Origin of the sequence: Paenibacillus sp. FSL R7-0204, from assembly GCF_038002225.1 — a bacterium.
In the GTDB taxonomy this organism is placed as follows: Bacteria; Bacillota; Bacilli; order Paenibacillales; family Paenibacillaceae; genus Paenibacillus_AQ.
Genome location: NZ_JBBOCA010000001.1, coordinates 4508173 through 4522563 on the forward strand (window position 1 = coordinate 4508173; position 14391 = coordinate 4522563).

Annotated in this window: 12 protein-coding genes; 4 read left to right on the plus strand and 8 right to left on the minus strand. The window is 54.1% G+C overall.

The genetic code is table 11. From position 1 onward, the window contains the following. Positions 1-4: 4 nt before the first annotated feature. The 8 genes from MKX42_RS19955 to MKX42_RS19990 form a co-directional block, all read right to left on the minus strand. Positions 5-1513 carry a copper amine oxidase N-terminal domain-containing protein gene (locus MKX42_RS19955; protein WP_340754024.1) on the minus strand — a complete coding sequence of 503 codons (1509 nt, stop codon included), beginning with the start codon at positions 1511-1513 and terminating at the stop codon, positions 5-7. A gap of 92 nt (positions 1514-1605) precedes the next feature. Further along, positions 1606-2274, minus strand: a complete 669-nt coding sequence (locus MKX42_RS19960) for a TraX family protein (RefSeq protein ID WP_340754025.1) — start codon at positions 2272-2274, stop codon at positions 1606-1608. 367 nt (positions 2275-2641) lie between these two features. Then, a complete protein-coding gene (mmsB, locus tag MKX42_RS19965) occupies positions 2642-3805 on the minus strand; it encodes a multiple monosaccharide ABC transporter permease (RefSeq protein WP_340754026.1) in 1164 nt (387 codons plus the stop codon). A 6-nt stretch (positions 3806-3811) separates the two neighbouring features. Continuing rightward, complete coding sequence (gene mmsA, locus MKX42_RS19970; protein ID WP_340754027.1) at positions 3812-5341, minus strand: multiple monosaccharide ABC transporter ATP-binding protein; 1530 nt, start codon at positions 5339-5341, stop codon at positions 3812-3814. Between the two features lie 101 nt (positions 5342-5442). After that, positions 5443-6552 (minus strand): multiple monosaccharide ABC transporter substrate-binding protein, encoded by a 1110-nt coding sequence (gene chvE, locus MKX42_RS19975; RefSeq protein ID WP_340754028.1) that lies wholly within the window; start codon positions 6550-6552, stop codon positions 5443-5445. A gap of 216 nt (positions 6553-6768) precedes the next feature. After that, positions 6769-7998, minus strand: coding sequence for a response regulator (locus MKX42_RS19980; protein WP_340754029.1), 1230 nt, complete (start codon positions 7996-7998; stop codon positions 6769-6771). A gap of 22 nt (positions 7999-8020) precedes the next feature. Beyond that, positions 8021-9886, minus strand: coding sequence for a cache domain-containing sensor histidine kinase (locus MKX42_RS19985; RefSeq protein ID WP_340754030.1), 1866 nt, complete (start codon positions 9884-9886; stop codon positions 8021-8023). Between the two features lie 21 nt (positions 9887-9907). Next, a complete protein-coding gene (locus MKX42_RS19990; protein ID WP_340754031.1) occupies positions 9908-10921 on the minus strand; it encodes a substrate-binding domain-containing protein in 1014 nt (337 codons plus the stop codon). Positions 10922-11138: 217 nt separating this feature from the next. On the opposite strand from MKX42_RS19990, the gene MKX42_RS19995 reads away from it, so the two are divergent. The 4 genes from MKX42_RS19995 to MKX42_RS20010 are packed head-to-tail and all read left to right on the plus strand — an operon-like array spanning position 11139 to position 14387. After that, positions 11139-11327 (plus strand): hypothetical protein, encoded by a 189-nt coding sequence (locus MKX42_RS19995; RefSeq protein WP_340754032.1) that lies wholly within the window; start codon positions 11139-11141, stop codon positions 11325-11327. A 26-nt stretch (positions 11328-11353) separates the two neighbouring features. Further along, entirely contained in the window at positions 11354-12385 is a 1032-nt protein-coding gene (locus MKX42_RS20000) for a helix-turn-helix transcriptional regulator (RefSeq protein ID WP_340754033.1), read from the plus strand. Then, positions 12382-13389, plus strand: coding sequence for a hypothetical protein (locus tag MKX42_RS20005; protein ID WP_340754034.1), 1008 nt, complete (start codon positions 12382-12384; stop codon positions 13387-13389). The genes MKX42_RS20000 and MKX42_RS20005 overlap by 4 nt, the downstream gene beginning before the upstream one ends. Then, positions 13386-14387, plus strand: a complete 1002-nt coding sequence (locus MKX42_RS20010) for a hypothetical protein (protein ID WP_340754035.1) — start codon at positions 13386-13388, stop codon at positions 14385-14387. The genes MKX42_RS20005 and MKX42_RS20010 overlap by 4 nt, the downstream gene beginning before the upstream one ends. The last annotated feature ends 4 nt before the right edge of the window (positions 14388-14391 follow it).

Below are 14391 nucleotides of genomic sequence, written 5' to 3' on the forward strand. Positions count from 1 at the left end.
ATACTTACGGACGTTCGATCCAGATATAGCCGTCATCATCCACTTCAACCGTAGCATGCAGGCCTTCGGCCAATACACGCAGCGGCACATTAGCATCTCCGTACTCATCTACGAATACTGCTAATGGAAGCTTCACGGTCTTGCCGGCAATTTGCGCCTGCGCGGAACCGATTTTGAATACGAGCTGATCGCCGTATACATCGTCAGTCACCTTGATCGACCGGGTAGCTCCATCCCACTCTACCTTAGCGTCCAGATCCTCTGCGACATAGCGCAGCGGTACATAGGTAGTTCCATTCTTCACAACCGGATAATAATAATCGTCGTCCGGTGCGATCATCAGGCTCTTGGAAGTAAGTGCCATCTCCTCTTTGAGCAGCTTATAAATTGAAGAATTTGGATCGAAGCTTCTCAGCGTCTCCCCTGGAGTAAGATCTCCCTTGGAGTAATCAATCGCGCCTGTCGTACTGATCGGATCAGCCGTTACCGGACCATTCACATTCCAGGTCTCGGACACCAGCTTCATATTGATGCTCTGCAGCGGCAGATCTTCACTGGCCGGAAGCGCAAGATTGAAGCCGATGTTCTGTTTGCGGACATGGAAGCCGCTATCAACGAAGATATCCGCAGTCAGCTTCGTATCCTTGCCGAGAACAGTCTTGAGTTCAGGAGTTGTCTCATAGAGGTTCTCCAGTTGCTTGTCATAGACGAGCAGGAGAGCATCCACAGCCAGCTTGGCTGCATCATGTACTACAGTGACTACTCCTTCTTTGTCTTCCAGCGGAATATCGCCCAGACCGATGCTGTTCAGATCTTCAGCTCTGTCTTTGATCAGCGGATACATATAATCATATAGACCGCTGATCAGAGCAGTGAAGCCTTCGGTATCCTTAGACACTGATCTCAGGAAGCTCTTAAGCAATACCGGCAGCTCTTCCCCTGTAATTTCCGTATGTAGCTTCGTCAAGCTGGTTGGCTGGCCGTATACGGATTCCGTTACTGACGCTACTGTGATTGCACCCGGATTCGGGAGATTCTTAATCACAAACTGCGAGAGCTGCTTGGTGAATTCCAAAGTCTTGGCTGGATCGGTTGCTTCCAGGCCAAGCAGCATGTCATTGCTCTGAAGCGGCATGTAGAACGGCTGCTTCGCGCCTTCGGCGGTGAAGACCAGGTTCTTCTGGTCCGTGAAGAGGGAGAACGGAATCTTGAACTCCTTGTAACCCACAACTCCCGTAGCCGAGACATTGCCGTTATCCTGAACCTTCACATGGCCGAGCGTAAGCGATAAGGAATTAATAAGATCAACAACTTCCCGGTCCTCTGCGGTGATGCCTGCAGCAGGAACAGCGCTCAGGGTCATCGTAGTGCTTGATTCAGAGGATTTGACATCCAGATCTCCCAGCAATGCCTTATTGACATCGAAGCCGCCAACAGTCTGGCAGCCTGACAGAATCAGCAGCAGGGCGAGAATCGGCACCAGCCATTTGGTTCTTGCTTTCATTTTCTTCATAGCATGTCTCCTCTAGCTCATAATTTGGCAACGTACCCATCATCTCAGAGGAGCATGGATTTGTAAATACAGCACCTGGAAATGATGAACCCTCATACGCTAAATAAACTCCGCCACTCTATAAATACCCATTCTTTGAAAAAGAGAAACTTTACCAACGCAAGGATTGTTAAGTGGGCCGGATAAAAGCACCACCATACCCAGCGCGGCAGACGTCTCTTCTCCAGCAGCACCCAAAATCCGGGAGTCAGCGCAATCAGAACGGTCGGAATAATGCTGGCCATCTGCACCAGCCAATTATAATAGAACAGATAGAATACATTCAGCGCCAAATGCGCCAGCACGAGCACATAAGAACGGGTATAGCGGAAGATCAGCACCAGCAGCAGGCCGTAAGCGTTGTAGTCGAGCGGCAGCGCATCCATCAGCAGCACTGCGGCAGCCACTACCGGTATACCCGCCCACAGATTCGGCAGCTTATCAAGCAAGGCAAGGACCAGCGCTGAGATCAGCAGGGTGAATACGACGTTCCAGCCTCCCGGATGGATCGCCAGATTGTATGGAATCTGCGCCAGCACAGCGATCACAAGCAGCCGACGCAGATAGCGGGGTCTGGAGGAGGTATGAATATAGCCTTGCGCCAGCGCGTAGCAGTAGATCGGGAAGGCAATTCTCCCCACATATCTCCAGGCAAGCTCCCCCGGGAAAAAGATCAGGCCGACATGGTCAATCAGCATGGTCAGCATCGCAATAATCTGCATCTGTAGCCTCCTGTTACTATATAAATTGAACTAATGGTTTTTATGTTTTGGGATTAGCCGTGACTCCAGAGAAGTTTTGGACTTCCGGCCGCTGTTGTCAGCAGATTTCTTTATTCATCCCGTTATAACGGTTGAAATCCGCAGACAAAGGCGGTCGCTACCGCTCCTCCAGTTCCAAAATTCCCTTCCGCCACTTTTCCCTTAATTTAATTTTTTAGTTCAATCTATATAGCATGAAATATAAAGCACCTTAGGTGCTATTATCCATGCCAGAGCGGGATGCTGCAAGCTTCGCGGGAAGACTTGAACGACAGGCAAGCCGGACCCGCTCCCTCAGGAGCAGTGCCGGCCCGTTTTTATCCATAGATCAAGCTGTCTTCGACTTGTTGTAGATATCAAAGCCTACGGCAAGCAGGAGCACCAGCCCCTTGATTCCCTGCTGCCAGTCAACGCCGAGGCCGACAAGCGACATACCGTTGTTCATGACGCCCATGACCAGACCGCCGATAATGGCACCGACCACGGTTCCGATTCCCCCGGACGCGGAGGCTCCGCCGATGAAGCAGGCAGCGATAGCGTCCAGCTCGAAGTTCGTACCAGCCTTAGGGGTGGCTGAGTTCAGGCGGGCCGCAAAGACCAGACCGGAAAGGGCAGCGAGTACACCCATGTTGACGAATACCCAGAAGGTCACCCGTTTGGTTTTGACGCCGGAGAGGCTTGCTGCCTTCTCATTGCCGCCCAGGGCATAGATATGCCGCCCCATGGTCATGTGGTTCATGACGAAGGAGTAAATCACGATCAGCACCATCAGAATTACAAGAATGTTAGGAATTCCGTTATATTGCGCCAGAACATAGGTGAACAGGTTGATTACGATCACCAGCGCAGCAGCTTTGGCAACAGACATCCAGACTGGAGACTGATCGAAGCCGTACTTCACCGTAATCCGGCGGCTGCGGATTTCCTGATAGATCACCAGCAGCGACAGCAGAACGCCGATGACCAGAGTCAGTACATTCAACGAGCCCACGCTTGCGACATCGGGAATGAACCCGGAACTGATCTTCTGAAAGGTCTTTGGAAACGGCGCAATCGACTGCCCGTTCAGCACGATCATCGTCAGACCCCGGAACAGCAGCATGCCTGCCAGGGTAACGATGAACGCCGGGATTTTGACATAAGCGACCCAGAAGCCCTGCCAGGCCCCGACCAGCGCACCCATCAGCAGCGAGATGATTACCGCCAGTACCGGATTCAGCTCCATATCCACCATCATAATGGCCGACAGGGCACCGATGAAGGCAGCTACCGAGCCGACGGAGAGGTCGATATGACCCGTGATGATCACCAGTACCATCCCGATCGCCAGCACCAGTATGTAGCTGTTCTGCAGAATCAGATTGGTCACGTTCAGCGGCTTCAGCAGAATGCCGTCGGTCATAATTTGAAAGAACACCGAAATAAAGATCAAGGCAATGATCATTCCGTATTGGCGGATATTTTTTTTGAACAGTTCACTAATGGCTCCCATGCGGTGTTACCCCCTGCTTCGTGTCATAAATTTCATCAAAAGCTCCTGCGTGGCGTCCTTCCGCTCCACTTCCCCGCTGATCCGCCCTTCGCACATCGTGTAGATCCGGTCGCACATCCCGATAATTTCCGGCAACTCGGAAGAGATGACCAACACGCCCTTCCCCTCTGCGGCAAGACTGTTGATAATGGAATAAATCTCATATTTCGCCCCGACATCAATGCCCCGGGTAGGCTCATCGAGGATCAGAACATCCGGCTGGGCGTAGATCCATTTGCTGAGCACCACCTTCTGCTGGTTGCCACCGCTGAGATTCACAGTTTTTTGCAGGATGCTGGGGGTCTTGATGTTCAGCTTCTTGCGGTACTCCTCTGCGATCAGCACTTCCTCGTTCTCATTAATGACGCCATGGCGGGAGAGCTTTTTCAGGCTGCTGAGCGAGATATTCCGTTTGATATCGTCGATCAGGATCAGGCCGTAATGCTTGCGGTCCTCGGTCACGTAAGCCAATCCATGCTCTATCGCCTGGCTGATGTTATTCAGGTGCACTTCCTTGCCGTGCATAAAAGTCTGGCCGCTGATCCGCTTGCCATAAGACTTGCCGAACACGCTCATCGCCAGCTCCGTACGCCCTGCGCCCATTAGCCCGGCAATACCGACTACCTCGCCGCGCCGGATGTGGAGATTGATATGATCGAGCATTTTGCGGTCCGCTTGCGTCTCGTGATAGACATTCCAGTCACGGATCTCGAAGATCGTCTTTCCCGGATTGGGTGTGCGCTCAGGGTAACGGTTCGTCAGATCACGCCCGACCATGCCTTTGATAATGACATCCTCTGTAACGGCATCCTGCTTCATATCCAGTGTCTTAATGGTCTGTCCATCCCTTAGAATTGTGACGGAATCCGCTATCTTCTCGATTTCGTTCAACTTGTGGGAAATGATAATCGAGGATATCCCCTGCTTCTTCAGCTCCAGAATGAGCAGCAGCAGATTCTCGCTATCATCCTCATTCAGCGCCGCTGTCGGTTCGTCGAGAATAAGCAGCTTCACTTCCTTGGAGAGCGCCTTCGCGATCTCTACAAGCTGCTGCTTGCCGACACCTATCGTAGAGACTCCTGTAAACGGCGATTCCTTGAGGCCGACGGTGGTTAGCAGCGCCTTGGTCTTGACCGTCGTTTCATTCCAATTGATCACCCCGCGTCTGGCCTGTTCATTGCCGAGGAAGATGTTCTCCGAAATCGACAAGTACGGAATCAGCGCCAGCTCCTGATGGATAATGACGATCCCCAGGCCCTCGCTGTCCTTGATATCCTTGAACTGGCATACCTGCCCCTGGTACAAAATATCCCCTTCGTATGTCCCGTGCGGATATACTCCGCTAAGCACCTTCATCAGCGTGGACTTGCCTGCCCCGTTCTCTCCGCAGAGGGCGTGGATCTCGCCTGCCTTCACCTGCAGATTGACTGACGAGAGCGCTTTGACGCCGGGGAATGTTTTGGTAATGCCTTTCATCTCCAAAATAATTTCGCTCATGTGCCTCTCACCCAGCTTTCCTTGTGACTGTGCAGCGGTTCTCCGGCGGATATTATTGTTGTTAGATGCCGCCGGGAAACCGCGAGAATTGCTGCTGATTATTATTGTCCGAGCTGCTCTTTGGTGTAGTACCCGCCGTCTACCAGCACTTTATCCACGTTGCCCGCATCCACAGAGACCGGCTCCAGCAGGTAGGACGGGACGATTTTGACACCATTGTCGTAGGTAGTGGTATCGTTGACTTCAGCTTCGGTCCCCTTGAGCACACTCTCGGTCATCTCCACCGCCTTCTTAGCCAGCTCGCGGGTATCCTTGAATACCGTCTGAGTCTGCTCTCCGGCCAAAATGGACTTCACGGAAGCCAGCTCGGCGTCCTGTCCGGTAACTACCGGAAGCTTCTTGTCGCCGGAGCCGTAGCCTACGCCCTTGAGTGAAGACAGGATACCGATGCTGATGCCATCGTATGGAGACAAGACGGCGTCCAGATTATCGCTTGCATAGTTCGCGCTCAGCAGATTATCCATCCGTGACTGGGCGGCGGCGCCGTCCCAGCGCAGCGTAGCTACCTTATCCATCGTAAGCTGCTTGCTGCGGACCACCAGCTTGCCGGAATCGATGTACGGCTTCAGAATCGACATGGCGCCATCGAAGAAGAAATAGGCATTGTTGTCATCCGGCGATCCGCCGAACAGCTCGATGTTGAACGGGCCCTTGCCGTCCTTCAGGCCAAGCTTCTCCTCAATATAGGAACCTTGCAGCACACCCACCTTGAAATTATCGAAGGTCGCATAATAGTCTACGAATTCACTTTTTTTGATCAGACGGTCATAGGCAATCACCTTAACGTTGGCATCATGCGCCTTCTGCAGCACATCCGTCAGCGCCTCTCCGTCAATTGAAGCGATTACAATTGCGTTCACGCCTTTGGTGATCATGTTCTCGATCTGCGACACCTGATTCTCGACCACATCCTCCGCATATTGCAGATCCGTCCCGTAGCCCAGCTTCTCGAACTCCTTCACCATATTGTTGCCGTCATTCACCCAGCGCTCCGAAGATTTGGTCGGCATCGCAATGCCCACCTTGCCCTTGGATGTATCCCCGCCGCCGGAAGAGCTGCCAGCGCTGCTGGATGAGTTGCCGCTGTTACCGCATGCAGATAAGATGAGTACCAGTGTTAGCAGAAGCATGATCATTGAATATCTTTTCATTCCTGCACTACCCCCTGAACTATTCTGTTGTCTTCCACAGGTGTTCCCGTGTGACACATCGAGTATAGCAACCGGGAGCAGGTGCCGTATTTACACTGAGACTACTATTTTTATGAAAATATAACTTATGTATTAGCCGACGAAAAAACGCCTGTAGCCGATTGACCACAGGCGCTTCACAAATAATTTAATTAGCTGTAATTATAATTCCGGTTGCTAATCTCCCTTACTCTCAGCGCGTACCTCAGCTTGCACCCCTTTACGGAACTGCAGCGGTGCCACTCCAGTCTGCTTCTTGAAGGCCGTGCTGAAATAATGCTGGGTCTCGTAGCCTGACTGCTCCGCCACCTCGTTAATACTGAGGTCGGTGGAATGCAGAAGCTGGGCGGCCCGGCGGATGCGGGTCTGGGTCAGATACGCGCCGAAGGATTCACCCACCTCCTGCTTGAACAGTCGGCTCAGATAGACCGGGGAGGCTTGAAGCAGGCCTGCTGTGGCCTCCAGGGTAAGCCCGTATTCGCTGTAATGCTCCTGGATATGCTGCTTCGCCCGGCGGACGAGCGGGGACAGCGGCTGCTCCTTGACCAGCGCCACCCGGCAGCCCCGGTAAGCAGCGGCCAGCTCTGTAATCTCTCCCTGGATCGGCCGGGTGCCGACTTCAACGGCGATTTTGAGATGGCTGCGCACCGCAGCCTCCACTCCGGCCAGGATGCGCTCCCCTGCGGCATCCCACAGCAGGATAACGATCAGTCCGGCGGCGTCCCGGAACATCACCTTGGGATACGGGTCCAACAGCTCGGCGGCGATATTCTCGATGGCGAACAAGAAGAGCTGCCGCTCCTTCTCCTTCATCGCCGGATGCTGGCCCTCCCACCTCCAGCGGATGATACCGATCAGCTCCGGCCGCTGCGAAGGAAGCTTGAGGAATTGCAGCTGCTCCCGGATCTCCGCCTGGCTCAGATTGCCGTCCAGCCATTCCTGGCAGAAGCGCTCGCGCAGCAGCGGGAAGTTCTTCATCAGCTGGCGGGAGGCCTGCTCCAGATGCTGGCTCTGCTGCCGCTCGGACTCCAGCTCATCTCGGACGCCCCGCAGCACCTGCATCAATTGCTTCGGCTCCGCAGGCTTGAGAATATAATCATTCACCTGCAGCCGGATCGACTCCTGCGCATAAGCAAATTCATCGTGGCCGGTGATCACAACAATCTTGCATCCGGGCAGCGCTTCCCGCAGTCGTTTCATCAGCTCCATGCCGTGCATAATCGGCATATTCAGATCAACCAGGGCGATATGAATAGCATGCTCCACGGCCAGCTCCAGCGCCTCCTCTCCGTCTTCTGCCTCTGCGGCCACTTCCATACCGAGGCTATCCCAGTCCACACATTGCCGGATGCCCTCCCGGATAATGCGCTCATCATCGGCAATGATTACTTTCCATTTATCTATCATCTGCGGATCCTCCTCCTCTGTCCTAATACTTCTCAGGGTAACTCTCACGAACAACCGGGTGACGTACGGTTACAAGAGTCCCCTGCCCCGGTCCGCTCTCAATCCCGATACCGTACGGCGCTCCGTAGGTCAGCCTGATCCGCGCCTGCACATTCAATATGCCATAGCCGCTTCCTGCACTGCCTGTTCCAGCCATTTCCGTCTCTGTACGCTCCAATTCTTCTGTACCTACCGCTTCGAGCCGCCCCCTGAGCTCCTTCAGCTTATCTTCAGACATCCCTGCACCGTCATCGCGTACAGTAAGATACAGGTCGTTGTCCCGTTCCATGACCGCAATATAGAGGTGTCCGGGGCCGCGGCGCTCCTTGATGCCGTGATAGATCGCGTTCTCCACCATCGGCTGCAGCAGCAGCTTAAGCACATAGAGCTCCTGTAAGTGCGGCTCCACTTCAATGGAATAAGTCAGCTTAGTGCTATAACGGACATGCTGAATTTTCAGATAGCTGACGATGTGCTCCAGCTCATCGGAGAGCGGTATGATATCGCTCCCTTTGCTTAAGCCCAGCCGAAACAGCCTGGAGAGGGACTGAACCACCTCGGCGATATCCTCCGCTCCCTTGCTGCGGGCCATCCAGTGAATCGTATCCAGCGTATTGTACAGAAAATGCGGCTTGATATGCGCCTGTAGACTGCGCAGCTCCGCCTCACGCTTTTGCCGCGCCTGAAGCTCGGTCAGGGACAGCAGCCGGCCAATCTGGGCCAGCATCGTATTGAAGCTGCGGCCGAGCAGCCCGATCTCATCGGAACGCCTGCCCCAATAGCGGATCGTCAGATCGCCGGACTGCGCCTTGCTCATGAAGGAGGCCAGCTGGCCGATAGGGCGGGAGATCGAATAGGCCAGATAGAACGAAGCCGTCATGCCCAGCATACAGACCACAAACACAAAGGTGACAACATTGAACGTAATCTCGCGGATTCCATAAGCCGACTCATCCATCGGGAACACGCCCATCGTGGTCCAGCCCGTAAACGGGGATGTCCGGTAGATCAGCTGAAGCTTGCGGCCGTCTACGGTCTCCGAGGTAATGCCCGAGGACTCGGTGAACAGGCCTGCCGGGATGGTACGCATTAAAGGGTGCTGTGGCGCATAAATCATCTCTCCGCGATTATCCACCACCGTCAGATATCCGGTTTTGCCAAGCGTGACATCTCTGGCCGTCTCCGCGATCACCCGCAGCTTCAGATCCACCAGCACCACGCCCTGCACCACCTGCGTCTCGGGATTCACAATGGCCCGTACAGCAGAGACCACCTCGCTCTCCTTATAGTCCACATGAGACCTGACCGCACGGCCATACGGATGCCCGACGATCAGGAAGATCCCCTTATTCTCTGCCGCCTGCTTGTACCAGGTCTCCTCCGTCAGCCTTGTGCCGGAACGGGTATACATCTCATTACTGATGAAATCGCCTTCACGGTTGACCAGCATAATGCCGGCAATCTCGGAGCTCAGCGTGGTGAAGCCCTGCAGAAATTTGCGGATATTGTATTCCGCCGATTCCCCGTTGCCTGCTGCGGGGTCCGGCTGTGCCGGAACCGGCGGCTCTCCCTTCAGGAACTTCTGGACGCCCGGATCGAACGAGATCAGATATGTAATTTTCTGCAAATTCTCCACATCACTCTCAATGGCCGTATTCACCTTGCGGATGAGCTGCATCGTGTTCTCGGTGCTCTGCTCTTCCACGATCCGGTCCACCGTCCAGCCAATCAACAGCCCAAGTCCAATGGAAGGCAGGATGCTAATCAGCAAAAAGTGAATAATCAGCTTATAGCGGATCGGCATATTATTCAGCTTTAGCTTCTCCATGCTCACGCCGCTCTTGCGCATCGCAGGCTCCCCCTCTACCGCCTATTTGGCATAATAATTGTCCACATTCTGCCGCGTGACCACATCAATTCCGGTATCTACAGAATCGGGGACAGGCAGGGGCTTGTTATTGGCATAGGCTTCAGGATCAGCCTCCAGATCACGGTGCAGATGAAACAGCTCAGTCAGTGACCAATACCCCATATTCCAGGTGCCCTGGGCCATGGTTGCGGCAATCTTGCCTTCCTTCACCAGATCGAGTGTGCCCTTATCCGTATCGAAGCTGATAATCTGCGGGACCGGTCCGCTGCCCGGGGCGGCTTCCACGGCTTCCGCAACCCCGATACCGCCATTACTTTCCGTGGCAAAAATCCCGGCCAGCTGCGGATACCGCACCAGCAACTGCTCGGCAGCCTCCCTGGACGCCACCTGATCTCCCCGCCCATCCTTGACCGCCACCAGCTTCATCTGCGGGTATTTGCTGCGAATTGTATTCGTGAAGCCGTCTGTCCGCTCCTGATGATTATGCTGATCCGGTGTGGTGATAATGGCGACCTCGCCCTTGCCCCCGGTCAGTTCGGCCATCTTATCCGCCGCCTTCGTTCCGGCATTATAATTGTCCGTTCCCAGGAAGGAATACGCCTTGCTGCCCTCAGCGCCCGAATCAAACAGCACCACCGGAATACCGCTCTCCACAGCCTTGTTAATCGTCGCTGTTAGCAGCTTGGAATTCACGGCCGAGATGGCAATTCCCGCCGGCTTCTTGGCGATGGTCTGCTCCAGTACCGTCATCTGTTCACTTGCGTTGTGCTGAGTGGAGCCGTGATACTCGACGGATACATTAAGCTCCTCTGCGGCGTCCTCGAAGCCCTTCAGCACGCTTTTCCAGTAATCAATGCCGATCTGGAACGTAACCATCACGTATTTGTCCTCAATATTGCCGCGCAGTCCGGTTGTCTCCCACGGATCTGCCGCATTCCCCTGCTGCTTGTAATTCAGCACGTAGAGCACGAAGATACCGATTAGCAGCACGTAGACGAGCCCAAGTTTTTTCACATATGTAACCCCTTTCATAACAATGAATTCCGAAGGCCCACATCCCCCAGGTTCTTCCATCTATGTCCAATCTAGTCTACTGGCTTGGCAGCCGTTCCGTCAATTACGTTACAGGGCCTATAGTTAAAAACTCGTTATCTGATACGACATTTTATGTCGTACCGCTTGTTCTATACTGGACAGGTACTATCAATTCAATGAAACGAGGATTACAAGAATGTCAAAAACCAAACGCGGACGGGTACTCTGGACTCTTCCTTCGCGTGGACGCGGCACCTGTCCGGTCTGCGGAACCACCCGAATCAAGCTGCTCTACACCAAAATAAAATCCGACGGCACCGTCCTGAAGGTCTGCAAGCGCTGTGACAAAGCCACGCAGGTTAGAGTAGACGCAGCTGCCCGGTAAAATGACGCAAGGATGCCCCCTGCTTCATGCTTCGTGCATGGATGCCGGACAGCATCCTTGTTTCTTGCCGGGAACGGTTGTACTGGCCTTACAAGTCATCCCCAGCTATACTGGAGGCTTACAGAAAGGAGCGGAGCCGCAGTATGAGCCATATTCACCGGATTCAGTGGTTTGACCAGCAGATCCGCCAGCTTGCTTATCCGAACAGCAGGAAGCTGGCAGAGCAGTTCGAGATTTCAGGGCGCCAGGCGCAGCGGGATATTGAATACCTGACAGAATCCCTGCGGGCTCCGCTCCAGTATGTGGCGAAGCAGCGCGGATATATATATGAGGACAACAGCTTCGTGCTGCCTCATCTGTACATTACGGACGAGGAGCAGCGGGTGCTTAAATATCTGGCTTACCGGTATAGTCACTATGATTATGAGAATGCCCAGAATATCCGCAAGGTCGGGAGTCTGCTGGAGCGGTTCACCGAGCAATCTCTTACGGATAGAGAGCTGAAGCTGCCAGTCTTTGAAGTGAATGCCCACCGCATACAGATGATGGAGATGCTGGAGCAGGCGATCGTGGCCCGCAGGGTGCTCCATGTTCTCTACAGGAACGGACAGGACACTCCGCAGGAGTTGTATCTCTGCCCCCAGCAGCTAAGCCGGCGGGTAGAGGACGATTATCTGGTGGCTGCTGTGGAGGGAGAGGGGCGAAGCGAGTATTTCAGCCTATCCGGTATCCGCCAGCTAACGCTGACCGGCAGGGTCTTCATCCCCGGGGAGGACGGCCCTGCCGCACCGGCAGAGCAGACCAGACCCTTGAAGCCATTCACGGCGAGAATCCGTATGAACAATATGCCTCAAGATAGTTCATGGGGTGGTTACAGGCTCCGCACCGCTGGTGAGGATGTCTATGAGGTTGATTTTTATGATACCAGCGCGTTCATCGCACAATTGCTCCGCGCAGAGTGGAGTGTCCTCCTGTCTCCCAAGTGGCTGAAGGACAAGCTCCGCAGCATCTGTGAGACAGTAGTGAGCCGCCTGGATGAACAGGAGAATGATAAGTGAGCAAACGATCAGGCGTAATTCTTGACGTTCAGATGAAGCGTGAATCGAAATCTTTTACCGATGCGCTCTATGCCGTACTGACTGCCGCCGGGTTATTCGAGGGTCCAAAATTCATGCTCTCCGGGCTAAGCGGCATGGCCTTCAAATTCACCGTACATGAGAAGCTCCTCCCCATGTCTGTTACGGCTTATGGACAATGGGGCACGGAGCATAGTCCGGCCGTCGATAATCTCGGGATCTTCTTCCAATATGACGGCGGGAGAACCAGACATGCTTCGTTCGGGGAGTATCAACGGATCGCTATTGACAGTGTCAAGCAGAGTCTGGACCGCGGCCGGGCCTGCATCTACTGGATACCCGAATTCGGTGTGATTCATGGTTATGATGAGGACGACCGGGTGTTCTATGTGCAGGATGGCTGGTCCGGCGAGACACAGATTATCCTGTATGATAACTTCGGCCTTAACTTCACGCCCTTCTGGTTTTGTCACTATGTGGGGGAAGCGGTGAAGATTCCGCTGCAAGATGCTGTGCTGGAGTCGCTGCGGCTTGCGCTGGGGGATTGGGAGACTCCATATAAAACACTGCCCGACTTAAACATCGCTTCAGGCCGTCTGGCCTACAGCTTCCTGATCCGGGCTCTTCGGCAGGGCGGGTTCGACAGTAACGGTGCTGTCTACATCCTGGAATCCTTCCAGACATCGCGGATTGAAATCTCCGCTTATCTGCAGGAGGTTCAGTCTGTATTGCCGGGGCTGGAGGAGGTTCAGCGCTTTTATGCTGAGCTGGTGGAAGGGCTGAAGGGGCCGCTCGCGGCTGCAATCTCAGTGAAGAACAGCAGCAAGCTGCTGAACCAGGAACAGCTTCCGTCCCTCTGCTCTGCTTTGAAGAAGGCTTTGGCGCTGGAGGAACGGGCTATGCAACAGGTTAGTGTAATCTCAGAACAGTACCCGGACCGGAAAAGGTCCACACTGCCAAGATGGGGGGCGCATACCGCACGATGAATGACCAACATAGCAAGCAAGCTTCAGGTGCGGCGAATCAGCCGCGTGTGCCGCTCGCATCTTCTTTTGCAGATGCCATGCACCAGGTCCTGTCGGCAAAAGGCTGGTTCAAACTGCCCGTCCATATGCTGTCCGGCATGACGGCCTTATGTTTCCGCCTGTCCGTGCACAGAGAGCTTCACCCGGATTCAGTAACTGCTTATAACTGGGCGGCTGAACACACGGTAGCCGCCGATTTGATCGGGATCGTTGCCTCACAGGCGGCCGGCTTTCATTTCATGCCTACGTTCCCGCTTTATCAGAAGCAGGCCATTGCGGCAATCCGCCAATCACTTGAGCAGGGCACCGGAGTGGTCTGCTGGAAAGACCGCTTCGTAGTGATTACCCGCTGTGAGGATGAGCGGCAGCTTTTCTATTACACAGAGATTGCTTCTGCCGCAGAACTGGAGCTGCCTTACGATCAATTCGGAAGGAATGAATCGCCGTATTGGTACGGCCAAATCTATGAGGGTCAGATCCAAAAGGATATGCTTCAGGTGATCCGGGAGTCCTTCATTCAAGCGGTGTACAAGGCTGAGGTTCATGAACCGATGCTGCTGGAATCGCAATATGCCTGCGGCCTTAAGGCCTATGATGCTATGCTCGAAGCCTTGACGGACAAGACCTTTGATGCTGCCGGAACCTATGAGACGCTGTTCTTCTATGCAGGCATGAAACAGGATACGGCAGCCTACGCGAGGGAAGCCAGCCTGTACTGGCCCGAACTCGAAGGCATTGCCGAACATTATACGGCTCTAGCCGCTGTCTATAATGAAATTACAGATGCCCTAAATGAGAAGCCCGTACAAGCTCCAGAGGCACCATGTTCCATTGATGATGAGAGCCTGCTGCCGCTCCTCCGGGAAGCCAAACGTATCGAGACCGCAGCCATCCAGTCCATCCGCCATCTGCTGCGGGAGCCGATCGAGAACCGCTTCCATGATGTGGGGCTGCGCTAAGCCC